The following is a 25,029-nucleotide window of genomic DNA, read 5'->3' on the forward strand; positions in this document are numbered from 1 at the left end:
GTAATATAGATTAGAAAAAATGGAGTGTGTGCCCAATGACGATTGGCATTATTTTGATGGGGCTTTTAATCGGCTTTATGGTGGGACTTACAGGGGTAGGCGGCGCGGCATTATTAACGCCGGTACTCATCTTACTAGGGATCAATCCAGCGATTGCCGTCGGGACGGATCTTGCGTATAATTCCATCACAAAGCTTGTTGGTTCAATCCAGCATTGGCGGCAAAAGACAATCAACCTGAAATTAATGAAATACTTGGCAATCGGCAGTATTCCTAGTGCGATTGCAGCAGTTGGACTGCTCCATTTATTCGATTCCTATTTCCATAACCAGGAACAAATTATTAAACATGCTTTAGGATATGTCCTTATTTTGGTAGCCTTGGCAACATTAATCAAAACCTTTATGAAAAAGAAATTGGAATGGAACCGGATGCAGTTAAAGTCGATACATGAAAAAAAGGCTTTAACGATTGCCATCGGAGCCGTACTTGGCTTTATCGTCGGTTTAACCTCAATTGGTTCAGGATCCTTATTTGCTCTGGCAATGCTGTACCTGTATAAAATGAAACCTTCCGAGTTGGTTGGAACAGATATCGCTCATGCCTTTTTATTGGTAACAGCTGCCGGTATCATGCATGCGGGAATTGGCAATGTCGATTACTTATTAATGATTAACTTGTTATTAGGCTCCGTACCAGGAGTCGTAATGGGAAGTACCCTATCAGCGAAAATTCCGGCAAAACCACTAAGAGCCGTCATGGCACTAATGATTTTATTCAGCGGATTGAAATTAATTTAAAGTCCCCAATATTGAAAAAACACGGTTGTATTACCGTGTTTTCTTTAATTTATTATCACTCTAGTTCCTTCTTATGAAAACATCCTTCGTAAACAGTATTTGTTTTTTAGACCATTGTTTAATATATCCTCGAATTGTAAACTTTTCCTCTTTGTTTCGCTTCCCGAAGATTTTTAAAAAAACTTGTCCTGCTATGGTAGAAGGAATCATATACTGTATTGGAACAGACATTGTTTAGGAGGAAACCATGTTTATATTTATTGAATTAGCCGTGCTGGGAATGGCTTTATTAAGAATTCTCTCAGGCAGTATTGAAATTTTTGCTGCTATTTTAATGATGAAATTTAATTCCGTTGAAAAAGCTCTGATGATCAATAGTTCTCTTGCACTAGTCGGACCCATTATTTTAGTCTTAACGACGACCATTGGGGTTCTGGGGATGGTTGGAAACCTATCCATTGCGAAAATCGTCTGGATTTTTCTCGGAGTTAGCTGCATTTTAATTGGAATAAATTTAAAATAAACAAACTTCGGATACAATCATGATCGAGAACGGTCAAGAGGAATTCTCCTCATTGCGAAGAGAATGATAAAGCCCGAAAAAGACACTCCAACACCGGGAGTGCCTGCATTTTCGGCGATATCATTTGGGTGGATGCCATTAGTCTTGATCACTATTAAACCATTCCTCTTCCCATTCATCCTCTTCATACTCACTACACCATTTATAATTTCTTTTTGGGAAAGTTAATACATAGTTTTTTAACATTTTATAGCGAATTAGTTTTTGATCCTGCGTTAACGCCCCAGCCCAGGCATATGTTTCGATTAGGTCAATATAGTCCATGTAAATTCGATGATAAATTTGATCGAGGCGTTTTTTTTGCGCCAAGGTAAAAGGAATATCCTTGGTACAATCTAAATCGGAATCCATTGTTTCTTCAAACTCCTGAATCGGACCAAGTTTATCGATGGCATTCTTGGTATTCAAGTTTTTCCTTACCGATTCTTTATAATTTGATTCCAAATTCTCCTGCGTATTCGTGACCGCATTGGCAGCCTCAACAACTGGCTGGAAAGACAACAGCAAATACGAAACGAAAAAAAATCCGAAAAACAGATATTTTTTTCTCATCCATTTTCTCCTTCAAACATTCTGGAAATTGCATGTCAATAAGAACATGTAACTTACCATTTCCCATTAATCATCCATGTGATCATCATCGTCATGCCCATCATCGTCGTCATGATCATCATGATGACCATCATGCGAACCTTCTTTTTCTACTTCCACAACTTGGCCGGTTTTGGCATCCACTTCGACTTCATAAACGGTACCGGAGCTTTGAATGATGACCTCGTAATACTCCCTGCCATCGTCTGTTTCCAATTTCACTCTTACCACTTCACCTTTTACCTTTTTTAAAGCAATTTCTTCCGCTTGTTTTTCTGTAATACGCTTATTTTCTGCTTTTTCCAAATGGCCAGTATGGGCATATGTAGCGTGGAAGATACCGCCAAAACTAACTGGAAGCAATAACACTGCTAACAAGATGATTCTTTTCAAAAATCTCACACTCCTTTATTTTTTATTATTTTTCGTAGTAAAAATGTTTCCTATTCATTAGCTTTTATTTATTTGTCCAAAAAATAAAAACAAGCTGGGTAAATACCGTTACGATTTTAGCGCACTTCGCAAATAATACAGTATCGGTATATATACACCTAAGGGGAGAGGATGATGACGTCAAGTGGTTTTTTCTGTTTTCTAAAACCATTTATCAAGAAAATAAACAAATTCAAAGAACGGCTGCATTTTTGGAACAAAAATACAGGAAAGCAAATGGGGGATAAGTATATAAATTGGGAGCTTGGGATCGAGCGTCCCTTCTACCTAAGTAAAAAATTCTCGATCCATCAGTCCATCACAATTACTGGGTTTCAATCAGCCCATGGTAATTCTTGGCCGATTAAATACTCCATTGTAAAGATCAGCTATTTGGGAACTTCGATTAAATATTTTGACAGCGTTATTTTTTTCGGGGATTATTTGGAAAACGAATTCAAGCATACTTTTCACATCCCAAATGGATCAGATTATCAATTGGAAATCTTTAATTATTATCACTATCATACGTGCGGGAAACTGCAGATTTTACAAAATGATAACGAATTGACGGATACAGAAAAAAATCCCAATAAACTCCAGCATTCTGCCAATTTTTGAAGGAAAAATAAAAAGGGAGTGTTTTGCAGTGTTTAGTTTAACAGGTGCGGAAATAAGTCATTTTTTACTAGCAATGGGGTGTTTGCTGGCAACAGCACATCTATTAGGATTTCTCGCTGAACGGATCTTCATACCGAGGGTAATTGGAGAAGTGGCTGCTGGTTTAGTTCTTGGGCCTACCCTATTAGGACACTTCTTTCCTGAAACCTTTAAATGGTTATTTCTTGGTTTTCCAACAGAAGATAAGTTATTCGGACTACTTTATCAATTTGGTTTGCTGATGCTAATGTTTTGCTCCGGATTGAAATTTCAGACCCGATTTAATAAAGCTGATATAAAATTAACCTCTGGGTTAGTTATCGGAGCAACGATTCCCGCTTTCATTGTCGGATGGGTTGCCGCTGATCTTTTTAATATTACACCTTATCTTGGGACAGCCAACAATCCATTAGCAATGAAAATCGTCATTGCCATCTCCATAGCAATTACTTCCATTCCGGTGATCTCCAAGATTTTCAATGACTTGGGGATTATGCATACGCGTTTTGCCAAAATAGTTGTCGCTTGCGCCGGTATCCACGACATCTTGCTCTGGGTGGCCTTAGGATTTGCCACTGCTATTGCCAGCCAAGGCGGTGTATTTACCATCAGCACGGCTTTCAAGAGTGTTGGAACATCCTTTGGTTTTATCATAGGTACATTTGTCCTCGGATATTTCCTGTTTAAACGTTTAACCATTATTAAACAAAATATCTTGTTTCGCTCTTCCAATTTGGGTTATTTCCTATTTATTATGTTCATACTCGCTTCAATTGCCGGCAACCTGCACGTTGAAACGATATTTGGTGCACTTTTAGCCGGTATTGTGGCGAAAGTTGCTCTCCCCCAAGCAATGGCAGAAAGGCTGGAACAAGGGGTATCCAATATTTCATTCTCCTGGTTTATTCCCATCTATTTCGCTACAGTAGGACTGCAATTGGATCTCGTCAGACATTTTAACCCGCTGTTTTTCCTAGCCTATTTCTTATTCGCGACATTGACACAAACCTTGGCCGTTTATCTAACATCACGCAGCTTGAAGCAAGATCGTTTTACCAGTTTTAATTTGGGAGTTGCTATTAATGACCGCGGCGGCCCCGGAATTGTTCTTTCATCAGTGGCCTATACAACCGGAATTATCAACCAGGAATTTTTCGCCATCCTGGTAATGCTGGCACTAGTTACTTCCTGGATTCCCGGTACTTGGCTGCGGATTGTCGTGAACAAAGGCTGGAGGCTGATGCCAGGTGACGAAAATTTAATTCCACGTAAAAGGGACGACGATGAAAAAATCAAAGTCCTAAATCAAACTGTTTAGGAGTCTTTTGACTCCTTTTTTTACATATCTTTTAACTGTGTTCGCTACAAAATAATGCTTTTTTAGATCATTAGGCAGGAACACTTTTACAGTGTATTTCTTCCGCCATTGAATATCTTAAAGGTTAGCTACTTCAGGCTGATCTACTACATCCGGGTTCAGTTCATTTGTACTGCTTAAAATACTACTTGAAGTAATCACTCCCCCTGTATTAAATACTCCTGAACCTCCTCGGGTTTTCATGGTTAATTTTGGTGTCGTGAAAGCAGAATCCCCCATATGGAGGACACCTCCGGTAACATTGATAATTTCAATAGCAGTAATGAGTGCAGGCATTAAATCCCTTCCTTTATACTTATTTTCATTCCATCCTATGCAGACAGTTATCCCGATGTTTATGAAATGTCTTTACATATTTTTACACGGCGTACTTCTTTAGCTCACATTAAAATAAACAAACGGGACAGTTAAATCTACCCCGTTTGTTTGTTTATTTCTTTTTTCTTTCTTGGGCTTTTAATGCCATCTTTTCAAGTCCACTGTTGGCAAATTCAACATCTGTCGGAGGCAATGCCGGATTATTAGGAGAATGTCGATTCTTCTTTTTCGTCATTTTTTCAACTCCTTTTTCGTTTAGGTTTCAGTGTTCCCTGAGAATCCCAACATTATTTCTGTCTAAAAAATGATTAAAAAATCTTTTTGGATGCATTCTAGGAAATGTGTGTTTGAAAAAATTAAAGGAGGAAATACACATGACAAATCAAATCGACACCAATAAGTTAAAACAAGCGGAGGCAGCATCTTCAATTGCTAAAGACATGATCACCTCGGCAATTGAACAATCAGCCGCCAACACCACTCTTGCGTTAGAATCATTAAAACAAGCATCTGCTGAAGTTGCCCAAGCTCAAACTTTAATTAGCCAAGTCCAATCACAGCTTCAAACCCAAGCATCTGCAACAAAGGAATAAAGTGAAACTTCCATCAGTGGGGGTTTTCTTCATCCCCACTGATGGTTAGTTGAACCAATCGGACCTTTACGGGCAGTTGATCCCCCACCTAGATTCCTTGTAGACTTAGACTCTCGAGGTGGGGGTCTTACTGCCCGTTAAGGCGGGATAAAATCCAACCGGAAAATTTTTCAACAGAAAAACGCATACAACAAGGGCTTCTTTAGATTCCAAGAAGCCCTTCCCAATTCTCTACATTAAGCGGATCATTCCCTCTTTCCTTTTGGAGGTTCTATAATAAATTCCTCATGAGCAACTCTTTCCCAAAATGTCCAGTGAATTAATCCATAAATTTGTGTGAAGCTGGTTTCTTCCAAGTACCACCCTACCTTGATATATAGGATTTTTTTTATTTTTGCTGGCAACCATGTGTTGAATATTGTCAAATGAGGGAGTATAATTGGAAATGTTTCGGGCAATTTGTTATATCATACCAACAATCTATGAATATATTCATTAAGCTACTATAGTTAAATGACATGATACATACAATTTTTATGATAGAAAAAGAAAATTACTTTGGTTTTAATTATTTCAATATTTTTATAATAAGGGGAGAAGGGGAATATGGGTATAGTTCTAATGCTAATACTTGCTGCTGCGTTGGTCGTTCTGTTTTTCTGTGGTTATTTTGTTGGAGTGTTAAAAGAAAAGTATGGCAAGAAAAATGTCGTAATTTTTGTACCTATCTTAATCTCAATGTTTATGTTTCACCTCATAATCGCGATTACAGAGTTGGCAAAAACTGCGAGATGGCAATAATTTTGGATTAAATAGTAATATAACGAAGAAAAACTAAACTTGGTTTAAAAAAATCATATTTGAAAAGCTTGAAAGCAGGAGGATCCACGTCCCCTGCTTTCTTTCATTTATTTTTGCTGCCCCTGCCAAGGAATTTTATTTTACCACATTTTTTCTAACTTATCACCGCACTCGTCATTGTAAGATGTCCTTTTTTTAGCTACTCCATTTCCAAGCTTGCTGGTAAAAGCAGTTCTGCTTCGGTTCCTTCTCCTTCTTTACTTTGTATTTTTATTTCACCCTTGTGCAACTTCATGATTCTTTTCGCAATATGAAGGCCCAAACCAAAACCTCCAGTCTCTCTGCTCCGGGCTTTATCCACACGGTAAAAACGTTCAAATATGTTATTAATCTCTTCTTCTGGAATGCCGATCCCATAATCTTTCACACGAACAATGGCATGCAAATCATTTTTTTCTAAAAAGACATCAATTTTTTCATTGCTATATTTAATCGCATTATCGAGCAAAATAATAATCGCCTGTTTCACCTTTAATTCATCCGCCATAATAAGGATCGGTGCTTGCTCGAAATGAAGAGTGATTTCTCTTTTATAAACCTCTTTCAGCTGCTTTAAAATGGTTTGACATAACGATACAAGATTAACTACATCGATGTCCAAGTCAACCTCTTTTTCCAGTGAAGCCACATTCAAAAAGGTTTCTGTCATTTTTTGAATTCTGGTTGCTTCAGAGTGAATAGCTTGGATCGCTTCACTTGCCATTTCTTTGTCTTCCAGCCCATGCCGCCTTAACAAATTGGCATAACTCTTAATAACAGTCAACGGTGTTTTCAGCTCATGGGAGGCATCAGAAACAAACTGGGATTGCTTTTCAAAATTTTCCTCCAGCCTGTCTATCATTCGATTGAATGTATTGGCCAATGTTTGAAGTTCATCCTTCGTATCATTTTGAATAATAATCTTCTTCGGCACCCCGCTTCGCTCAATATCTTTCATTGTATTGATCATATTGAAAATCGGCCTCATAATGATATTCGATAACCATCTGCCGCTCAACAATGATAAAATAGCAGCAAACACTGTGCTTACCCCAAGAATCCATAAAAGGGTATCTTTCCGCGATTCCAGGCCTTCCAGTTCTTCACCAATCTCAATAATACTCCCCTTTAAAAGATGTCCGCCTTTTATCGGAACACGGACGATTAATACCTGCTTTTCCTTATCTTCTATTATAAATAATTTCCTCTCAGATTCCCGGGATTTTACCAATTTCCCTTTCACTTTTTTGGCTAATTCCTGTTCATTTGTGACTTCATACAGGATTTTTCCGTCTGACTGTATGATTCGAATATAGGAATCTTCCGTTAAATTATCCTTTAATTCACGGATGATTTGGTCAGAAGTTTCATTGGTATGGATATTTTTAATTATGTCCTCTGCCTTTTGAAACGCCATATCCTCTTCCATACTGATGGTTGTTTGCATAAATAAAACAAAAACGACAATGTTAATCAATATTAAGAATGAACAGCATCCATGCGGTCGTTAACAGATTAATTTTTAATGTGATCCTCATTTGCGTGCTCCTTTATCGTATAGCCGATGCCTCTAACAGTAGTAATAAGTGAAGTTGAAAAACCGTCTTCTATTTTTTTACGCAAATGTCGGATGAATACGTCAATCACATTTGTTTCACCCTCAAAGTCATAGCCCCAGACATTTAGAAGGATGTTTTCTCGGGTAACCACTTTATTTTTATTTAAAATCAAATACACTAGCAGGTCATATTCTGTTGGAGTTAAGGTGATGGAGGTACCTGCCCTTGTCACTTCTCTTGTATCAGTGTCGATTTCCAAATCTCCTACAGACAGAAGGGAGTCATCATCCTTAAATCCATTCTTCGAATAATGACGAAGACAGGAACGGATTCTTGCTAATAATTCCTCAATTTCAAACGGCTTTGTCACGTAATCATTAGCACCTTGGTCAAGCCCCGCTACCTTATCAAATGTGGTATTTCGGGCGGTTAGGAGAATAACAGGAATGTCCTCATTCTCCTTACGTAATCTCCTTAACACCTCAATCCCGCTTAATTGGGGGAGCATCACATCCAATAAGATTAAATCAATATCACTATGTAGAGCTTTTTCCAGTCCGTCTTTGCCGTTATGTTCAACCGTTACATTATATCCTTCATATTCCAATTCCATCTTTAAAACACGGGCAATTTGAATTTCGTCTTCTACGACTAAAATGTTGGTTTTCACGAGTATCCCCCCTGCAACATCATAACCTTGTACAAGTAAATTTTCCAATAACTATCCTTTGCTTGAAAAACCTTTTGTAAATCGAGACGATTTTCTCTTGCATTTTCAATCGGAACCGCGGACAGGATATAATCTCCGCCCAGCTGTTTAAAAGCGTGGATATTTAAATTCAAATGACGGATAACCTTCGAAGAATGTTTTGAAAACATATAGTTTTTTCCCAATTCATCGACAAAGAGATAACACCGGCCGCCCCATTGATCAAAGTAGCTTTTTAGCGCTTTATTTTTTGCCAATTCCGGAGCAATGATTTTCCGAAATTGATGTTTATAAGACAACGGGTAAAAGTTATTGTACGTATCCAATGTATACAACCCATTATACTGGGCAATTGCCGGATGCAGGCCAATACTTGCGACTCGGTAATCCTGCACAGGCTTGCCGATAAACTTCTTAATCTCAGCAAATTCCTTCACAGCGTAAAACTCTCCAAATGACGGTGAAGTGTGATACCGAATTTGTTCGTTTGAAGGAATCAATACACCCATCTGCAGCACGGCAAAAACCACAGCTGCGATGCGCCATTTTTTCTGATACCGCCAGAGGATTTGCAATGATACGGCAAATAAAACATATATAATCATTGGCCGCAAATAATGATAACGCGAAAAATTAAACGTGTTTAAAATGCTGATTTTTTGCTTCAAAGGAACCCAGCCTTCATACCACCAAAAGGCATACCAGACCGATAACAAAAAATTAGCAAGGTGCAGGCCGATAAATAGTTTTTCTCTCTTCCAGCTTTTTTGGACAATCACGATTACCAGAGCGATCAAGGACACTGGCAGAATCACAAACTCAAAGAGGGTTTGATCCTGATTATGCCCGATAATATAATTCTTAAAGATAAGCATAATTGTTTGCATCAAGTTATTTTTCGATTCAAAAAACTCTGAGCGGTTCGTTTTTTCATGCGAAAAAATAAGGGAAGCGATCTCCCGGTATTCAATTGCTAAATAAATCACCGTCATATAGGCAATCGAGAATAACAGCCGTAACCTCGGTTTTTTAGTCCTGATGGCATCCACCAGCCAAACTACCCCCATCGCACTTAGAAAAAAGAAAAAGCCTAACATAAAGGTGGAATAAAACGGTAATAGTGTAATGGTCACAATGCTAATGATCATTTGTTCACGATTGCGGATATTCATGAAGGCCCATAAGGCTAATGGCATTCCTACTATACTTAACATTCCATTTGGCCAGAAGGGTATCAAAGCAAAAGTTAACGCCGAAACGATGATGATGAATCCTTGATTTTCCCCTTGAATCACGTATTTCTTTAATAATAGATACATTCCTAAAAAGGCGAAAAAGCGTGAGATGGCTTGATTAAGCCCATAGGCAATTACAGGAGGAAAAAAGCGAAACAGCTCGACAATCCCATAGTATTCTGAGTAAAAGGCATTTCTTGATAGTTCTCCATTAATAATCTGTGGAATATTTGCCTGAATGGGACCAAATAATTGACCGCTATCGACTAATACCTTGTACCAGGCGATATTCGAATCCAAATTGTCATGAATCCGCATATGGGCATGTTCACCAAGAATAAAGTACGGTGCAACCCAAAGGGCAATAATCAAAATAGCCAATAAGAAATAGATCCTCTCGCGTGTAAAAACAGTTCTTTTCATTTTCTCCAATCCTCCCCACATTTATAAACACCGGTTCTTTCAAGCCGGTGTTTTTGCGCTCTTTTGCGGGAAAACAATCCATTTTTGCAAAGTGTAATTTAATAATGTATAGAAACAAGTACTAACGAAAATGGCGAGATCCGTTGACATGGCAGCAGAAAAAATATGGGTATGATTCAATACCAAATGGACGGCCTGCTTTCCGATGGAGAAGGATACGAAATAGCAGAACAAAATAACGCATGCAAATCGAACCACACTCTTTGAAACCGAAGCTCTGCTATTAAAGGTAAAACTTCGGTTCAAGCAATAGCTGACACACGCCCCTATTGTATTTCCTAAAAAGGTGGCTATCCAATAGGATAGTCCGAACAAATGATAGAAGAGAAACATGACGGACAAGCCAATAATGGTGTTGGCAACACCTACCAAAATAAAGCGTATAAAAGTAAATTTCATTTTCCCACCTTATTCATAAGGACTTTTAGCTTCTGTTTTCCTTCGTTATGATTTGAAAAGGCATCCACCTCAATCGTATATCTTGGACGCCGCTTCACTTCTCGATAAATTTTTCCAATATATTCTCCAATAATTCCCGTGGCTAAAAGCTCTAAACCGCCGACGAACCAAATCGATATAATAATGGAAGTCCAGCCTGATTCCGTATGTCCGGTTAGTTCTTGGACAATCGCATACCCGCCGGCAAGCGCGCTAATGATCACAGCCAGAAATCCTAAAAAAGTCACAAAGCGAATCGGGGTAATACTAAAGGAAGTAATCCCATCAAACGCAAAGGCAAACATTTTTTTCAATGGATACTTGGACTCTCCTGCAACTCTTTCTTTTCGGTCATAGAAAACTTTCGTTGATGGAAAACCGATAAGAGGGATGAGTCCCCGTAGAAAAAGGTTCGTTTCCTTATATTTAAATAATTCATCCAATGCTCGCTTGCTCATCAAGCGAAAATCGGCATGATTTGGAATTAAATTGATCCCAATTTTATTCATAAATCGATAAAACCCTAAAGCCGTTGTCCGTTTGAAAAATGTATCGGTTTCCCGTTTATCTCTTACCCCATACACAACGTCAAAGCCATCCCGATATTTTTCCACGAACGTACGGATGACCCGAATATCATCCTGAAGGTCGGCATCAATGGAAACCACACAATCCGATTGTGCGGCGGCTGCTTCGAGCCCTGCTAAAAGGGCATTCTGATGACCAGCATTTCTGGCTAATTTTAACCCTTTCACCAATGGATTTTTTGCCATTTCTTTTTCAATTAAGGCCCATGTCCGGTCCCTACTGCCATCATCGACAAAGAGGATTTTACTTTCGCTTGATATCAGGAAGTCATCGATTAAATTGGATAATACTGCTGATAATTGTTTCGAAGTTTCCGGAAAAACTTCTTCTTCGTTGTAACATGGAACAACGATAGTTAAGATAGGTCCTTTCATGATAATCACTCTCCCTTTTGATCAGATTTAGGATTTCCTCTGCAATGCCTACAAATTCTTTACTAATTCATCCACGCGGACACATGTGAAACCCTTTGTTTTCACTTGTTTTAATACATCCTTTAACGCATTAATGGTATTCCTGGGAGCTTCCAACTCTGCACCCAGTGTATCGCCGCAGTCATGCAGCAGGATGACATCCCCGCCTTTTATGCTTGAAAGGCGTTGTTTAATCTTTTCACTGCCGCCCGAGGTCCGCCAATCTTGCGCCATGATCGACCAGAGAATAATCTTGTATTTACTTCTATTGACAAAATCAAAAAGATTGAGCATTCCCCATGGTGGCCGATAATAAACAGGTCTAACCCCAATGACATTTTTGATAATTTCCGCTGTATCCTCGAGACCCTTGCGAACCTTCCAAGGGGACATGAACCAGTTCGAATGGTGTACATAATTGTGGATCCCAATTAAATGGCCTTCCTGATGCATTCGCTGGATGAGCTCGGGATGTTTTTCCGCTCTAGAACCGACCACAAAGAAGGTAGCTTTCACCTCGTTTTTCTTCAATAAATCAAGCAGAATTGGGGTATAAATCGGATCCGGCCCGTCATCAAAGGTAAAAGCAATCTTTGAGGACTCGTTGCCTCTTCTAAACACCTTTAGGCCTAAACCGTGTGTTAAAAAATAAGGGACTACGGTGTATAATAAAAAGAAAAAGATGATAACTGAAATCATGTAGCCCATCCTAAATACTCACCTCAATTTCCTCTCGCTTTTGCATGGTTCTTATATTTGTTGATTTGGGTGATTGACCGCGTTTCGCCGCTCTGACAATCACACGAAGGGCATCTCTGGACGAGGTTTTGGTTTGATATTTTTTGATTCGCTGTTGCATCCATTTTAACGGTGCGGAATCACGAACAAGATTCTCAATTTGCCCAATCAATTCTTTCTCTGACTTCGCAACGAAGGCGATTCCTGAACGGTATAAGTATTCCGCATTGTCTTCTTCCTGGCCAGGGAGCGAGTGATAGATTAGTAATGGCAAGTCCATCACCATTGCCTCAGAGGTTGTCACTCCCCCGGGTTTGCTGATCATTAAGTCTGATATGGCCATTAATTCATGAACATTTTCACAGTATCCTAAAATTCTCACATCATGCTTGGAGTCGTTAAATTCCCACTCTAATTGTTTTTTCAACTTCTTGTTTTTTCCACAAACAATGAAAATCTGTATTGGGATAGAAATTGATTCTAATGCCCGGAAGGCTGAAAGTCCTTTTCCAAAAAAGCCGTCTCCTCCTCCCATGATGAGAATAGTGAATATATTGGGATTAATCCTATATTTCTCCAGGAGAAGCCCCTTTGGAAGAACCTCCAAAAATCTTTTTCGCACAGGTATTCCAGTATGCTTGATTTTATCCTCCTCTACCCCTAATGCAATCAAACGGTCGCGCACCTGAGGGGAACCGACCACGTATTGGTCTGTATAGGGATAAATCCAATAAGAATGGTCCGTATAATCGGTGATGATGGTTACCGCTGGAATATCAATCAATCCCTGCTCTTTTAATTTCGAAATAATTCCGGCTGCAAATGGATAGGTACTGACCACCACTTTTGGTTTTATTTCCCGAATGATTTTAAGCATGGTCTGCATCCCCGATAAAAAGACCGAATTTAACGTGACGGAAAAGGAATTTTTCACACGGGTTTTCTTATACAAAAAGCTGTACACTTGAGGAAACTTCTTAATTCCTCTTTTATAAATGTAATGACTGATTGGATAAAGATAGGGATGAATCCACTCCATGATATCAATCGTAATAGGCTCCGCATCAGCAAGCAGATATTCTACGGCTTCGCTTATGGCATTTGCCACTTGTTTATGCCCCTCGCCAAAGGTGGCGGATAGAATCAGGTATTTATCCTTTTCACATTTAATCATGTCCTTTCCCTCCTCTTCTATGCCCTTAGGGTAAAAACAAAACCTTTTTCATATTTATTCTATCTCCTGTTCAACAGGAATCTTTGATGTGATTACTACCCTCTTAATCTAACACCGATTTTTTTTAGACCATTCATTTTCATCAATTTTTAATGAAAATGACAGGTGATTTTTAAATTGGATCCCGGGAAAAAGAAAAGAGTCGCACCAGTCTTTTTGTGGTGCGGCTCCTTCTTTAAGCCTTTCTTCTATAAAAAAATTCACAAAATCGATTTAAGCAAACCTGCTAATGGAATAGCGGTCAATCGGTATCGAAGTTTCTCCATCTAAAATCAGTTCGGTCATCAATGTGCCGACGAGTGGAGAAAGTGTAACACCGCTGTGCATTGCGGCGACATACAAATTTTCCACACCTGGGATTTTTCCTAAAATCGGAAAACCATCCTCTGGCATGGCGCGAATTCCCGAGAACGCGCGGACCACTTTCGCTTTTCTTAAGGAAGGCACATAGTGGATAGCCATATTCGCAGTCTCTTGAATCACATCCAATGTAGTTGCCCGGTTGAACCCTTCCTCCTCCATCGAATAGCCAATAAGCACCTCTCCATTAAATGCCTGTCTTAAGCTGCTAATGGTATAATTTAAAAAAGGTTTTAGCGGTTCGGTGACAAGAATTTGGCCTCTTAATTGGTTGATTGGAATCGTCACTTCTACAAGTTTCCCTAATTCTCTTGACCAAGTACCGCCGGCAAGCACAAGATTCTTACACTCAAACCTACCTTTTTCTGCCCTAACAATAAATTTTCCAGGCAGCTTTTGAATTTCGGTTACCTTGTTATATGTAGAGTATTGGACGCCATTTTTCTTGGCTGCCCGCATATAACGATCGACCAAGCGGAAAGGATTCACGTTGCCATCGATGGAACTATATGTCGCACCGACAATATCCGGGTTCAAGGACGGCTCTTTTTCAAGCGCTTCTTCACGGGACAATACCTTAATTTTGATCCCAATCGGTTCGTAGGCCTCTGCAAGACGCTCCGCTTTTTCCCTGTCGAGTTCGCTGAAAAATGGTGACAAACCGCCTGTTCGTTTGTATTCCACATCGCCAATCTTTTTTGAAAGGTATGGATAAAGCTCCGCACTATACATACTAAATTCGGCATACCAGGAAGGTGTTTTATTATGAACCCAAACCCAAGCTTGGGTCGAGCCGGATGTACCTGACAATGGAAATTTTTTATCCAGGACAACGATGCCTTCTTTGTTTCGTTCCGACAAATGATAAGCGATACTGCTTCCTACAACACCGCCACCGATTATAATCGTTTCATAGCTTGTTTCCATTTATTTCACCTTCCCATCCTCTAATTCCACCTCATCCAAAACAGATTTAACAGAAGAAAAAGTTGTACTATTGGTTGCCAATGTCTCCAGTTTAATTGGACTAATGGGCATTCTCATCCGCGGCAGCGGAATCTGGTGAAACTCCATTCCTGTTTGTTCGTGGATCACGCCCGCCACGAGGCAATTGCATATTTTCGATTGGCAAGGTCCCATGCCGCAGCGTGTCAATCGTTTAATATCATCGAATGTTCTCGCACCATTTGCAATAACTTCTACAATTTCCTCCAAACTAATTTCTTCACAGCGACAAATAATCGTGCTTTTATCCAATTCATTCACCTTCTGTCTCTTTTACTTTTGAATCAAGAGATAAACTGGTCCTTTAATACAGGATGTGCGAATTTTTCGATATGCTGATTTCTGGCCTGCCAAACTTTAAGATTAGATCTTGTTTCGATAGACTCCAGTTCTTTCCATAACGACTGTTTCTCTTCTTCCACCGCTTCCTTACTGATTGCACCTAAAGCTGCACAGACATTAATACCGGCAAGCATTCCTGTAACAAGTAAGGCACCTTGAGTACTGATGCCGGCCGCATTTCCCGCTAAAAAGACATTTTCACAATCTGTTTGGAAATCATTATTGTATTGCGGAACCCATCCGCCCAACTCTTCTTGGTGGCCAAATGAACACCCCAATTGATAAAAAATATCTAAAATCGGTGACCTGCCGCCATCGACACAAACCAAATCCACTTTTTCTGTCCAAATATCTTCCCCTTGTTGAATATCAACCTCCGACACCGCCCCAATTCCCCTTGCCTCCTTAATGGAGGAGTTCAACAAGATAGGGACACCGATTTTTCTAACCTGCTCTACTTTTTCCGTGCCGTTTGCTTTCACACCAGTATTTTTTTCAACAATCCCCCTAATCCGGACGCCTACTTTGGAAAGCTGCAGTGCAACATCCATGGCAAAATCACTCGATCCGACGATGACCGCATTCTTCCCAGGTTGAACAAAATTCCGATTCATTAACGTTTGCGCGGCGCCAATCGTCATCACTCCGGGGAGTGTCCATTTTGGAAAGGCGATGGCATTTTCAGACGCACCTGTAGCGACAATTGTTTTCTTCGCCCTAAGAGGAAAAACATTCTTTTCATCGGTAATGCCAACACTACCATCTTTATAAAAACCAATAACGCGGTGCCCCAATAAATAACGAATCTCAAAATCTTCTAATTGTCGGGACAAATGGGCAGCCAATTCAAATCCGCACATCGGTTGATAAATGGAAGGCAAGGAAGAAAGGATCTGCGTCTGTTGGACCAATTGCCCACCCATTGATTTAGACTCATCAACAAGCGTGACTTGCAAGCCCCTGGAAGCCGTCTCAAAGGCAGCAGCCAAACCGGCCGGGCCTGCACCGATAATTAATACATCAGTCTCCACAGCATTCACCCCTTACTTCCGGGTCTTCATCATTCGGGTAAATTTTCATCCCATCTTCCACCATTGTCAGGCATGTACGCACATGGTCTTCGCCATTTATGGTCGCGTAACAGCTGCAACATCTGCCTTTTGTGCAAAAAAGCCCTCGTGGCTGAACCAAATTTCTGCTTGAACCCAAGCGTTTAATCCCATTAGCCATTAATGCAGCGGCAACGGTTTGTTGTTCATAGGCAGTGTATGGAAGATCATTAAAATAGATGGTTATAGTTTTTTGTAGCTGTTCCCCTAACACTGGATGATGTTTAATATGCATAAAAACACCTTCTTCTCAGTTTTTCGAAGCAAACACTTTACCAACGCCCAGTACCCTTTCAATCACAACCATTAAAACAAAGGTTAATAGAATCATGATACTGGAGACGGAAGTGATGATTGGATCATATTGATATTGCATATACGTATATATTCGAACTGGCAATGTAACCACGTCTGTGCTGACAATGAATAATGCTACCGTCAAATCATCAAAAGAAGTGATAAAGGCAAAAATGGCCCCTGCGATGACACCGGATTTTATCATGGGCAAAGTAATTTGAAAGAATACTTTAAAACTGCCTGCCCCTAAATTCATCGCAGCCTGTTCGATTGAACGGTCAAACCCGACTAAACTTGCGACTACCAAACGCATGACAAAAGGAATGGTTAAAATAATATGACCAATGACCAAAGCAATTGGGCTGGCAGCAATTCCAATCCAGGAATAAAACTGCAACAGGGCCACCCCAAATACTACTGATGGAATCAAAAGTGGCGAACCCACCAACTGAACAATCGCCGTTTTCAATTTAAACTCATATCTGACAACAGCTATGGATGCCATCGTTCCGATAAAAGTCGCAATTATCGCCGTTCCGAAAGCAACGATAATGCTTAATGTGAATGATTGCATAAACTCAGGATGGTCTAGTAACTCCGTATACCACCTCAATGTAATTCCTTTCGGCGGAAACACTATATACTCGGTAGTTGTCAGCGATGACAATAACACTACTACTATTGGAGCTGCTAGAAAAATGTAGACCAATAGACAAAAGAGATTCAAGCCAGCTTTGGGCAATACCTTCCTCATTGTATGGCCACCCCTTTTTCTGATCGAGTAAGTAGTTTACTGTATACAACAATGGTAATCGTAGCAATAAAGATTAATAAGAAACCAATCGCCGAACCATATGGCCAATTCAACATGGTTGTTACCTGTTCATATGTCAGGAAGGACATGACCTTTACCTGTGGCCCGCCAAGAATCGCTGGGGTAACAAATGAACTCACTGCCAAACTGAACACCATAACCGAACCCGCAAAAATCCCAGGAAGTGTTAACGGCAAAACGACAGAAAAGAATGTTCTAATTGGACTTGCTCCTAGATTTTGGGAGGCTCTAATTACACTCGGGTCAATTCTTTCAAGTGAACCCATGATACTTAACACCATATATGGGAATAAAACATGCACCATTCCAATTACAACACTAAATTCCGTATATAACAGGGTAAGTGGTTTATCAATCCATCCCATCTTCATTAGGGTATTATTAACAACGCCATTATTGGACAACAAAATAACCCAGCCGTAACAGCGGATGACCATGCTGATCAATAACGGTGATAATACCAATAAGGTTAAATAATTTTTCAACCTGCCATTGGCTTTCGTAATCTGATAAGCAACCGGATAGGAAATGACAATCGCCACCAATGTCGTTAACAGACCGATTTTTACCGTTCTCCATAATACACCCAAGTAAAATTTGTCGAAAAGAAACTTTACATAATTTTGCAGCGTCCATTCACTGCCAATTCCACTTCCTGCGTCAAATGTCTTAAAACTTGTGATAAAAAGAAAAAACAATGGCAGCAGAAAGAAAAAGATAAAAATTGCCAAGGTTGGAAGCAGTAATAACCACGAATCAAGCTTTTTTCGTGTTAATCTTTTTTTCTTCTGCTTATATAAGATTTCTTGTTCTTGTTGCACTTCCACTTCCGCTTGCATTCGAATTCACCTCACTTTTTCACCAGCAATAATTCTTCAGGATTCCATACAGCATATACATCCTGTCCCTCTTTTATTAAATCGGGATTTAAAACAGTATTGGAAATGTCGGCAATCAACTGTTTTTCTTTGAATTGCAAAATATAACGGGTTTTTGCCCCTAAAAACATTTTTCTTTCCAGCTTAACGTGAAGACCCTCACGATTTGTTTGGGCGAGCTGGATTTTTTCAGGCCGTAGATAGAAATTCATTACAGAATCCTTCACCCCGAGTTTTGAAATGACCTGTTCATACCCATCAAAGGTTATCTTGCATTGCTGACCATTGTACGTCTCCACAACCTGGCCTTGAATCTGGTTTACTTCCCCTATAAACCGTGAAACAAAGTCTGTTTTCGGATGGTTATAAATCTCCACCGGAGTGTCCATTTGTTCAATTCTACCTTCATACATGACTGCTATCCGGTCGGAAATGGCGAGCGCTTCTTCCTGATCGTGGGTGACAAATATAGTGGTAATCCCGACTTTTTTCTGAATTTCCACTATTTCTTCACGCATTTCTTGCCGCAACTTGGCATCCAAATTGCTGAGCGGTTCATCCAACAGTAGTACTTTGGGTTTAATGACAAGAGCTCTGGCTAATGAGACACGCTGCTGCTGGCCGCCAGACAGTTCCTTTGGATAGCGTTTTTCATAGCCTGCCAAGCGCACCATTTCCAGCGCTTCCAAAACGCGTTCCCTTATTTCACCTTTTGGGACTTTCCGTAACTTCAAACCATAAGCGACGTTATCAAAGACCGTCATGTGCGGAAAGAGAGCATAGTTTTGAAAAACCATGCCCATTTCCCTTTTGTTCGGCGGAAGCAGGTGAACAGGCTTGCCGTCTACCACAATTCTTCCGCCATCAACTTCCAAAAACCCGGCAATCATATTGAGAGTCGTAGTCTTGCCGCATCCTGAAGGTCCAAGAAAGGAGACGAGCTCCCCTTTCTTGATCTCAAGATTCATTCTTTTTTACAACTTCTGTTTTGTCAAAAGTTTTTACTACATTTTCAAGGCATAGATAACTCATGGTTTCACCTCATTATTAGTGGGCCACTTCGATTTCTTTATTTGCTCTCTCTGTCCACTCATCACGTTTTTGATTGATATACTCCCAATCCACTTTTACAAGCTTGGAAATTTGCTCTTCTCCATAAATGATCTTATCGAGAATCTCTCCGCTCAATTTCACCTTCTTATTAACTGGTCCGTCAAACAAGGATTTGGCAAATTCAGCCTGTACTTCTTCGCTTAAGACATAATTGACAAATTTCTGGGCAAGTTCTTCATTCGGTGCCCCCTTAACGACGCTGACAGTTGACATTAAAGCGGGGGCCCCCTCTTTCGGGATGACAAACTCAATCGGGAATCCCGTCTCTTTTAACGTAAATACACGACTGCTGCCCCAAGCACTAGCAACAGTTTGTCCTTGTAAAAAGTAATTGGAAACATCCGCTGTTTTATCAAATGTCACCGCATTCTTGGCAATTTGCTTCATTTTATTAAAGCCAGGTTCAATATTTTGTTCACTACCGCCATTTGCTTTTGCCGCCATGATGAGCATTTGCAGCCCGTAAGTATTAGAGATGGATGGCAATACCAGTTTTCCTTTGAACTTAGGATCCGCTAAATCATTCCAAGAAGAGATCGGTTCCCATTTGTTCTGTTCAAACATCTCTTTGTTATAAGCCAATCCAGTAGAAATAATCCCGAACCCAACGCCGATATTATCCTTGTCTTTTGCGATATCATAAACATTTGCTAGATTCGTTACGATTTTTTCATCCAAAGGCGCTAACAAGCCAAAGGATTTTGCTTGTGCTTGAGGACCATCATCGATAAAGGCCACATCAATTTGGGGGTTATCCTTTTGTGCCTGTAGTTTGGAAACGGTGTCTACCGAACTACCGGTAATGTATTTCACTTTTACGCCAAATTCCTTTTCAAATTTTGGGATTACGGTTTCCTTCATTTTTTTCTCATAACTTCCCCCGTAAGCTGCCAATACAAGGGTTTTGCTATCTTTTTTTCCTGTCTCTTTAGAATCGCCGCCTGTTTGACTGCTGCTGCATGCCGATACAATTAGCAACATTAAACTAATCAACCCAATCAGTATCGATTTCCGTTTCACCATTTTTTCCTCCTCATTATCGGTCATTCACACTTTCCTTATTTCAATCATTAAATAGTCGTTTACAGTCGGTTTTCACCCCTCTTTTTCTCACTGGAGTTTGCAATTTTATATAAATATAATATTGCCAATTTTCAGATATATATTGCCAAAAAAATATAAAGTTATATATTTTAAAATATAATATTATAACTTTATCAGTTAGACCACTTTATCAGTTAGAATTTGATTTCTGTATAATAGGTAAGTTCTTGCCGGTCATAAAACTGTGAATATTCAACAATCTCCCCTTGTTTGGAGTAGGTAAACCGTTCCCATTTAAAAACCGGTGCACCTGGTTCAACTTGCATTCTTTCTGCTTTTTTACCTGTTACAATATATGGTCTAACAAACAACTTGGCCTTATCTAAGGCGATATGATATTTTTTAAGCAAAACATTGTAAATCAGTTCATTTTCTATGTCCTCTGGGGTAAGTCCTGGGCATAATTTATAAGGAAGATAAGTATATTCCAGTGCTTCAGGGATGTCTTTATTAATTTTTAATCGCTTAATCTTATATATCTTGGCTTTAGCTTCTAATTTTAGTTTTTCGGCGATTTCCTTATTCGAGTCTTCAATCGAAAAGCTAATTAATTCATGAGGATGTTCCTCATTATCCGTAATCAAAGAAAACATGGTGCCAATATCCTGCTCATTTTGGCCCCCTGCAACAAACGTTCCTTTCCCTCTCTGCCTGTACAGATACCCCTTATTAACAAGCTCAATAATAGCCCGCTTAACGGTTATTGTACTCACATCAAACAAGTCTGCAAGTTCTTGTTCCGTCGGCAGCTGATAGCCTACGTCCCATTGCTTGGATATAATTTTCTCCTCCAGTACCTCTTCCACCTGCCGATAAAAAGGAACGTGGCTATTTTTATCTATCTTCATTTTTCATTCACCTTTTAGTAATGTTATAACTTTATAATCTTATATTGTTTGAGTTGTTAATAAATATTTTATTAACATATATCTGAATTGTCAATATTTTTCTAATGTTTGCTACATTAATAGCTTTAGCGTATAAAGAAAACTACCAGTTGAAACAAACAGACTGTTTCCAGAAAATTAGTTTCACAAGTTGGTGTTGAATCATTCTTGATGCTTTAACCCATTCCACTGTGTTTATGACGGATATTCCTGTTTTATTCCAGAACAAAGGAAGCCTCTCTATCACATACCAGTCAATGCGATTCAGCCATTTCTTGGCTATTGGGAAGATAATTGATTTGAAAAGTTAGCGAAGGTATTTGGACTAACTATTAATGGTCAGCCCCCTGTTGCGTTAAAGTTATGGGGGCTGACCACAATACTCGTTTATATGTTATATTGTCTTTTAAATTCAAAAATTTCATTAACAGCCTGCTGATACCCGCCCGATTTTCGTAAGGATTCTTTCATTTTGGCCGCAGCTTGATGGAATGATGGCTGGCTCAACACCTGGTCTGCGGATTCGCGCAGCTGTTTTGCCGTCAAGCCTTGCATTTGTAATGGCATGCCGGCTCCGATTTTGGCAACTTGGTCGGCAATGACCGGCTGATCTGCACTCTGCGGAATGACAATGAGCGGAACCCCAAAATAGAGACCTTCGTGGACACTGTTCATGCCGCCATGTGTGATAAATAATTTCGTGTACTTCAGCACCTCTGTTTGTGGAAGATAATTTTTTACAATAAAGTTTTCAGGTATCTCTCCCAAATCAGCCTGCGGAACTTTTTCCCCAATCGACATGACCACAGTATGTTCCGTATTGCCAAATGCCTCGAAACACAGCTTGTAAAAATCAATTGCTTGATTAAAGACAGTTCCCAGGGATATGTAAATCGGGCTTTTTTCCATAATTCCTGGTAAATCGAAGTTCTCATCCGTCTTTCTTGAAGTGATGGAAGGACCTACAAATTTATATGTTTCGTCGAATTCCTCCTCAAAAGGTTGAAACTTCCTAGTTGTATAAACGATTGTTAACGGTTCAGGATTACAAAATACTTCATAGGGCGAATGGATTTCCACACCATACATTTCCTTTACCTTTGCTGTCAGCCTGTGATATTCACTGAATGTTTCTTGAGGAATATTTTTTGCAAGCTGTTTGAACATGTTATCGAATGAGCTTTTAGACTGTGCAAAAGAAGTACACGAATTGACGGCCGGAAGCTTAAGGATTTGCCCAAGTAAGCGTCCGCAGCCAAACATCGAATCATGAATGATGTAATCAAAGTGCTCGCCTTTGATTTTCTTAAGAACCTCAGGGATTATAATATCTGCCGTTCGCAAAAGTCCAATGATTCTTTCGAGTACATTATTTCTCCCACCTGAGATAAAAGCCTTTATAAATTCTTGAACATTAAAGGTCCTCACTGTCGCCCCCGTTTGCTCCATGCGCTTGCGATAATCCTCAATTGTAAAATACACGACCTCTTCGCCGCGCCTGATCAGCTCTTGCACCACTCCGATGGTTGGATTGACATGACCAACTGATCCGCCATTTATAAATAAAACTCGTGCCATGATACCTTCTCCTTTTGTAAAAAGTCCTTTGGGAAGATCTAAGTACTTTTATAACCCCTTTTTAACATTACTTTGAACCTCATTCAATCCCTTATAAGCTTTCTGTAATATAAAACTCGGCCGCTTCTTTTGCTTCCTTATCATACCATAAATGTGGAACGTTCTTTTGATTTTTATCATATTCCTGTAACCTTAAAATTTTCTTAACAAAATATATATGATTGGCGAGGAGATATCTTGATCAAACCGAATCAAATAAATAGAGGGAAATAACTCAGACAGTTATTTCCCTACTATATAGCCAAAAAATATTATCGAAGCATGCTCTGTGGCTAACTTTTTCACTTGTTGGGTCACGTAGAACCCCTCCCCATCTTTTTTCACGTGAACGGTTCGGGCCTATTTTGCATTCTCATCGGGTTGATGAATTCCGAATATATTGCCTTCGGTGTCAATGTAGTATCCTTGCCAGGCCATGCCAGGTAAGGCATATTTGGGGATTGCAACCTTGCCGCCATTCTCAATAATTTTTGCTTCCGTTGCATCGTAATTTTCCACTTCCATTGTACAAGCAAAGGCATTTAAAGCTTGGTTTGCTTCCGGTGGAGCACTTTGACGCTGCATCAAAGCACCATTGATTCCCGGTTCATTTTCATCACCTGTTACAGCTCCAAAGTAAGGCATGCCTGCATAGTCACTCCAATCTTGAAATGACCACCCAAATACATCTCCATAAAACTTCTTTGCACGTTCCATGTCATTCACATGTATTTCGAAATGAACTAATCTTCCCATGACGCCTCCTATTTTATAAAAATTTTTTCCATAAATTATTTCGCTAACTAGCCCCAATTTTCCTCTATTATAATAAATATTATGGAAAAATATTCATTGTACAAATCTGCTTAGGCAATCATTACTTACTCACGCAATTGCTTGTTTTCTTCATCCTGCTTGTTGATACGTCGTTTCAAGGAATCAATGATGCGATCTATCCTTCGTAAGCTTTCTGTAATTCCGCAAGGTCAAATTTCTTCATTTTTAGAAATGCTTTTGTTAGGCGGGCAAGTTGCTCGGGTGTGCCCTTGCTCATCATCTCGTCCATCTCACTTGGCACGATCTGCCAGGATATACCAAACTTATCTTTCAGCCAGCCGCATTGCTCCGCTTTCGGTACCGCAGAGAGTTGATTCCAGTAATAATCGATTTCTTCTTGTGTGTCACAGTACACCATAAAGGAGATGGCCTCGTTAAAACTGAATTTATGCTCATAAGCGCTATCCATTGACGCAAACCATTGATTCTCTAGCATGAAATCCGAAAACATGATCGTTCCCTCTTTGTCAGGCTCCATTCCTTTAGGGTAACGGGCGACAAGTCCCTGTCTTGCGTTCTTAAATACTGATAAATAAAAACGCATTGCCTCTTCCGAGTTACCGCATTGATCCCCGACAAACAAAAGTGACGGCAATATTGGAGGCCTTTCTTCACCTTCTGGATTGGTTAGGATTAACTGCCAGGACAAACCATACTTGTCCTGGATCCAGCCATATCTTTCACTGAAAGGATATTGGCCAAGCGACATTAACACAGTTCCGCCTTCGGACAATTTGTTCCAAACCTCATCTAATTTGCCTCTTGCGTCTTTTTCTCGCGATGGGTCAAAATTAACGAAAAAAGATATCGATGGATTCATTTGGAAAAAAGGGCCTGCACTGATTGCCATGAACTTCTGCCCCCATAGCTCAAAAGTGACAGTCTCAGAGTCGCCTGAGGGTGTTCCAGGGATGGTGGTTACATCGATAATTTTCGAGTCTGGAAAAATAGCAGCATAAAACTCGGCTGCTTCTTTTGCTTCCTTATCATACCATAAATGCGGAACGATCTTTTGATTTGAATTTGACATCGTTATCCCTCCAATATATTCTG

28 protein-coding genes and 1 pseudogene are annotated in these 25,029 nt (G+C 39.7%); 6 read left to right on the plus strand and 23 right to left on the minus strand.

What is annotated here, in order from left to right; translation table 11 throughout:
* Positions 1–35: 35 nt before the first annotated feature.
* Together RCG24_RS07325 and RCG24_RS07330 are read left to right on the plus strand one after the other, a co-directional pair.
* Positions 36–800, plus strand: coding sequence for a sulfite exporter TauE/SafE family protein (locus tag RCG24_RS07325; protein WP_308078765.1), 765 nt, complete (start codon positions 36–38; stop codon positions 798–800).
* A gap of 247 nt (positions 801–1,047) precedes the next feature.
* A complete protein-coding gene (locus tag RCG24_RS07330) occupies positions 1,048–1,323 on the plus strand; it encodes a YqhV family protein (RefSeq protein WP_308078766.1) in 276 nt (91 codons plus the stop codon).
* A 138-nt stretch (positions 1,324–1,461) separates the two neighbouring features.
* Here the strand turns inward: RCG24_RS07330 and RCG24_RS07335 are convergent, their stop codons facing one another.
* Both RCG24_RS07335 and RCG24_RS07340 read right to left on the minus strand, forming a co-directional pair.
* Positions 1,462–1,935, minus strand: coding sequence for a DUF2680 domain-containing protein (locus RCG24_RS07335; RefSeq protein ID WP_308078767.1), 474 nt, complete (start codon positions 1,933–1,935; stop codon positions 1,462–1,464).
* Between the two features lie 66 nt (positions 1,936–2,001).
* Complete coding sequence (locus RCG24_RS07340) at positions 2,002–2,367, minus strand: PepSY domain-containing protein (protein ID WP_308078768.1); 366 nt, start codon at positions 2,365–2,367, stop codon at positions 2,002–2,004.
* A gap of 171 nt (positions 2,368–2,538) precedes the next feature.
* Here RCG24_RS07340 and RCG24_RS07345 point away from each other — a divergent pair, with 171 nt between their 5' ends.
* Both RCG24_RS07345 and RCG24_RS07350 read left to right on the plus strand, forming a co-directional pair.
* Positions 2,539–3,027, plus strand: coding sequence for a hypothetical protein (locus tag RCG24_RS07345; protein WP_308078769.1), 489 nt, complete (start codon positions 2,539–2,541; stop codon positions 3,025–3,027).
* A 28-nt stretch (positions 3,028–3,055) separates the two neighbouring features.
* Positions 3,056–4,384 carry a cation:proton antiporter gene (locus tag RCG24_RS07350; protein WP_308078770.1) on the plus strand — a complete coding sequence of 443 codons (1,329 nt, stop codon included), beginning with the start codon at positions 3,056–3,058 and terminating at the stop codon, positions 4,382–4,384.
* 117 nt (positions 4,385–4,501) lie between these two features.
* On the opposite strand, the gene RCG24_RS07355 is transcribed toward RCG24_RS07350, so the two are convergent.
* Together RCG24_RS07355 and RCG24_RS07360 are read right to left on the minus strand one after the other, a co-directional pair.
* On the minus strand, positions 4,502–4,720 hold the full coding sequence (locus RCG24_RS07355) for a spore germination protein (RefSeq protein ID WP_308078771.1): 219 nt from the start codon (positions 4,718–4,720) through the stop codon (positions 4,502–4,504).
* Positions 4,721–4,874: 154 nt separating this feature from the next.
* Positions 4,875–4,997 carry a hypothetical protein gene (locus RCG24_RS07360; RefSeq protein ID WP_308078772.1) on the minus strand — a complete coding sequence of 41 codons (123 nt, stop codon included), beginning with the start codon at positions 4,995–4,997 and terminating at the stop codon, positions 4,875–4,877.
* A 139-nt stretch (positions 4,998–5,136) separates the two neighbouring features.
* On the opposite strand from RCG24_RS07360, the gene RCG24_RS07365 reads away from it, so the two are divergent.
* Together RCG24_RS07365 and RCG24_RS07370 are read left to right on the plus strand one after the other, a co-directional pair.
* Positions 5,137–5,355 carry a hypothetical protein gene (locus RCG24_RS07365; RefSeq protein WP_202654043.1) on the plus strand — a complete coding sequence of 73 codons (219 nt, stop codon included), beginning with the start codon at positions 5,137–5,139 and terminating at the stop codon, positions 5,353–5,355.
* Between the two features lie 606 nt (positions 5,356–5,961).
* Entirely contained in the window at positions 5,962–6,156 is a 195-nt protein-coding gene (locus RCG24_RS07370; RefSeq protein WP_202654042.1) for a hypothetical protein, read from the plus strand.
* 199 nt (positions 6,157–6,355) lie between these two features.
* Here the strand turns inward: RCG24_RS07370 and RCG24_RS07375 are convergent, their stop codons facing one another.
* From RCG24_RS07375 to RCG24_RS07465, 19 genes and pseudogenes are all read right to left on the minus strand, one after another.
* Positions 6,356–7,642, minus strand: coding sequence for a sensor histidine kinase (locus RCG24_RS07375; RefSeq protein ID WP_308078773.1), 1,287 nt, complete (start codon positions 7,640–7,642; stop codon positions 6,356–6,358).
* 68 nt (positions 7,643–7,710) lie between these two features.
* Positions 7,711–8,424 (minus strand): response regulator transcription factor, encoded by a 714-nt coding sequence (locus tag RCG24_RS07380; protein WP_308078774.1) that lies wholly within the window; start codon positions 8,422–8,424, stop codon positions 7,711–7,713.
* Positions 8,421–10,121 (minus strand): DUF6044 family protein, encoded by a 1,701-nt coding sequence (locus RCG24_RS07385; RefSeq protein ID WP_202654039.1) that lies wholly within the window; start codon positions 10,119–10,121, stop codon positions 8,421–8,423. The genes RCG24_RS07380 and RCG24_RS07385 overlap by 4 nt, the downstream gene beginning before the upstream one ends.
* Positions 10,122–10,160: 39 nt before the next feature.
* Entirely contained in the window at positions 10,161–10,580 is a 420-nt protein-coding gene (locus RCG24_RS07390) for a GtrA family protein (RefSeq protein ID WP_202654038.1), read from the minus strand.
* Positions 10,577–11,581: a glycosyltransferase family 2 protein gene (locus RCG24_RS07395; protein WP_308078775.1), complete on the minus strand. Its 1,005-nt coding sequence runs from the start codon at positions 11,579–11,581 to the stop codon at positions 10,577–10,579. Before RCG24_RS07395 ends, RCG24_RS07390 begins: the two co-directional genes overlap by 4 nt.
* Positions 11,582–11,629: 48 nt before the next feature.
* Positions 11,630–12,328, minus strand: a complete 699-nt coding sequence (locus RCG24_RS07400) for a polysaccharide deacetylase family protein (protein WP_202654036.1) — start codon at positions 12,326–12,328, stop codon at positions 11,630–11,632.
* A gap of 1 nt (position 12,329) precedes the next feature.
* Positions 12,330–13,532, minus strand: coding sequence for an MGDG synthase family glycosyltransferase (locus RCG24_RS07405; RefSeq protein WP_202654035.1), 1,203 nt, complete (start codon positions 13,530–13,532; stop codon positions 12,330–12,332).
* A 273-nt stretch (positions 13,533–13,805) separates the two neighbouring features.
* Positions 13,806–14,879 (minus strand): NAD(P)/FAD-dependent oxidoreductase, encoded by a 1,074-nt coding sequence (locus RCG24_RS07410; RefSeq protein WP_308078776.1) that lies wholly within the window; start codon positions 14,877–14,879, stop codon positions 13,806–13,808.
* Positions 14,880–15,218 (minus strand): (2Fe-2S)-binding protein, encoded by a 339-nt coding sequence (locus tag RCG24_RS07415; RefSeq protein WP_308078777.1) that lies wholly within the window; start codon positions 15,216–15,218, stop codon positions 14,880–14,882.
* 23 nt (positions 15,219–15,241) lie between these two features.
* A complete protein-coding gene (locus tag RCG24_RS07420; RefSeq protein WP_308078778.1) occupies positions 15,242–16,330 on the minus strand; it encodes an NAD(P)/FAD-dependent oxidoreductase in 1,089 nt (362 codons plus the stop codon).
* Positions 16,320–16,643 carry a (2Fe-2S)-binding protein gene (locus RCG24_RS07425; protein ID WP_308078779.1) on the minus strand — a complete coding sequence of 108 codons (324 nt, stop codon included), beginning with the start codon at positions 16,641–16,643 and terminating at the stop codon, positions 16,320–16,322. The genes RCG24_RS07420 and RCG24_RS07425 overlap by 11 nt, the downstream gene beginning before the upstream one ends.
* Before the next feature lie 15 nt (positions 16,644–16,658).
* Positions 16,659–17,459: an ABC transporter permease gene (locus tag RCG24_RS07430; RefSeq protein WP_202654031.1), complete on the minus strand. Its 801-nt coding sequence runs from the start codon at positions 17,457–17,459 to the stop codon at positions 16,659–16,661.
* The gene (locus RCG24_RS07435) at positions 17,456–18,379 is read right to left on the minus strand and encodes an ABC transporter permease (RefSeq protein ID WP_308078780.1); all 924 of its coding nucleotides are present in this window, start codon (positions 18,377–18,379) and stop codon (positions 17,456–17,458) included. The genes RCG24_RS07430 and RCG24_RS07435 overlap by 4 nt, the downstream gene beginning before the upstream one ends.
* Before the next feature lie 11 nt (positions 18,380–18,390).
* Positions 18,391–19,450, minus strand: a pseudogene (locus RCG24_RS07440) (ABC transporter ATP-binding protein).
* A gap of 15 nt (positions 19,451–19,465) precedes the next feature.
* Positions 19,466–20,554, minus strand: a complete 1,089-nt coding sequence (locus RCG24_RS07445) for an ABC transporter substrate-binding protein (RefSeq protein WP_202654028.1) — start codon at positions 20,552–20,554, stop codon at positions 19,466–19,468.
* Between the two features lie 215 nt (positions 20,555–20,769).
* On the minus strand, positions 20,770–21,483 hold the full coding sequence (locus tag RCG24_RS07450) for a GntR family transcriptional regulator (RefSeq protein ID WP_202654027.1): 714 nt from the start codon (positions 21,481–21,483) through the stop codon (positions 20,770–20,772).
* Between the two features lie 426 nt (positions 21,484–21,909).
* Positions 21,910–23,100: a macrolide family glycosyltransferase gene (locus RCG24_RS07455; RefSeq protein ID WP_308078781.1), complete on the minus strand. Its 1,191-nt coding sequence runs from the start codon at positions 23,098–23,100 to the stop codon at positions 21,910–21,912.
* 399 nt (positions 23,101–23,499) lie between these two features.
* Positions 23,500–23,895 carry a VOC family protein gene (locus tag RCG24_RS07460; RefSeq protein WP_202654025.1) on the minus strand — a complete coding sequence of 132 codons (396 nt, stop codon included), beginning with the start codon at positions 23,893–23,895 and terminating at the stop codon, positions 23,500–23,502.
* 196 nt (positions 23,896–24,091) lie between these two features.
* A complete protein-coding gene (locus RCG24_RS07465) occupies positions 24,092–25,006 on the minus strand; it encodes a VOC family protein (RefSeq protein ID WP_308078782.1) in 915 nt (304 codons plus the stop codon).
* Between the last annotated feature and the right edge of the window lie 23 nt (positions 25,007–25,029).

This window comes from Neobacillus sp. OS1-32, from assembly GCF_030915425.1.
In the GTDB taxonomy this organism is placed as follows: domain Bacteria; phylum Bacillota; class Bacilli; order Bacillales; family Cytobacillaceae; genus Neobacillus; species Neobacillus paridis.

Coding starts and splice junctions, on each gene's coding strand:
- RCG24_RS07325 (WP_308078765.1), top strand. CDS start 36: ATGACGATTGGCATTATTTTGATGGGGCTTTTAATCGGCTTTATGGTG.
- RCG24_RS07330 (WP_308078766.1), top strand. CDS start 1,048: ATGTTTATATTTATTGAATTAGCCGTGCTGGGAATGGCTTTATTAAGA.
- RCG24_RS07335 (WP_308078767.1), bottom strand. CDS start 1,935: ATGAGAAAAAAATATCTGTTTTTCGGATTTTTTTTCGTTTCGTATTTG.
- RCG24_RS07345 (WP_308078769.1), top strand. CDS start 2,539: ATGATGACGTCAAGTGGTTTTTTCTGTTTTCTAAAACCATTTATCAAG.
- RCG24_RS07355 (WP_308078771.1), bottom strand. CDS start 4,720: ATGCCTGCACTCATTACTGCTATTGAAATTATCAATGTTACCGGAGGT.
- RCG24_RS07360 (WP_308078772.1), bottom strand. CDS start 4,997: ATGACGAAAAAGAAGAATCGACATTCTCCTAATAATCCGGCATTGCCT.
- RCG24_RS07365 (WP_202654043.1), top strand. CDS start 5,137: ATGACAAATCAAATCGACACCAATAAGTTAAAACAAGCGGAGGCAGCA.
- RCG24_RS07370 (WP_202654042.1), top strand. CDS start 5,962: ATGGGTATAGTTCTAATGCTAATACTTGCTGCTGCGTTGGTCGTTCTG.
- RCG24_RS07375 (WP_308078773.1), bottom strand. CDS start 7,642: ATGCAAACAACCATCAGTATGGAAGAGGATATGGCGTTTCAAAAGGCA.
- RCG24_RS07385 (WP_202654039.1), bottom strand. CDS start 10,121: ATGAAAAGAACTGTTTTTACACGCGAGAGGATCTATTTCTTATTGGCT.
- RCG24_RS07390 (WP_202654038.1), bottom strand. CDS start 10,580: ATGAAATTTACTTTTATACGCTTTATTTTGGTAGGTGTTGCCAACACC.
- RCG24_RS07395 (WP_308078775.1), bottom strand. CDS start 11,581: ATGAAAGGACCTATCTTAACTATCGTTGTTCCATGTTACAACGAAGAA.
- RCG24_RS07400 (WP_202654036.1), bottom strand. CDS start 12,328: ATGGGCTACATGATTTCAGTTATCATCTTTTTCTTTTTATTATACACC.
- RCG24_RS07405 (WP_202654035.1), bottom strand. CDS start 13,532: ATGATTAAATGTGAAAAGGATAAATACCTGATTCTATCCGCCACCTTT.
- RCG24_RS07410 (WP_308078776.1), bottom strand. CDS start 14,879: ATGGAAACAAGCTATGAAACGATTATAATCGGTGGCGGTGTTGTAGGA.
- RCG24_RS07425 (WP_308078779.1), bottom strand. CDS start 16,643: ATGCATATTAAACATCATCCAGTGTTAGGGGAACAGCTACAAAAAACT.
- RCG24_RS07430 (WP_202654031.1), bottom strand. CDS start 17,459: ATGAGGAAGGTATTGCCCAAAGCTGGCTTGAATCTCTTTTGTCTATTG.
- RCG24_RS07435 (WP_308078780.1), bottom strand. CDS start 18,379: ATGCAAGCGGAAGTGGAAGTGCAACAAGAACAAGAAATCTTATATAAG.
- RCG24_RS07445 (WP_202654028.1), bottom strand. CDS start 20,554: ATGGTGAAACGGAAATCGATACTGATTGGGTTGATTAGTTTAATGTTG.
- RCG24_RS07450 (WP_202654027.1), bottom strand. CDS start 21,483: ATGAAGATAGATAAAAATAGCCACGTTCCTTTTTATCGGCAGGTGGAA.
- RCG24_RS07455 (WP_308078781.1), bottom strand. CDS start 23,100: ATGGCACGAGTTTTATTTATAAATGGCGGATCAGTTGGTCATGTCAAT.
- RCG24_RS07460 (WP_202654025.1), bottom strand. CDS start 23,895: ATGGGAAGATTAGTTCATTTCGAAATACATGTGAATGACATGGAACGT.
- RCG24_RS07465 (WP_308078782.1), bottom strand. CDS start 25,006: ATGTCAAATTCAAATCAAAAGATCGTTCCGCATTTATGGTATGATAAG.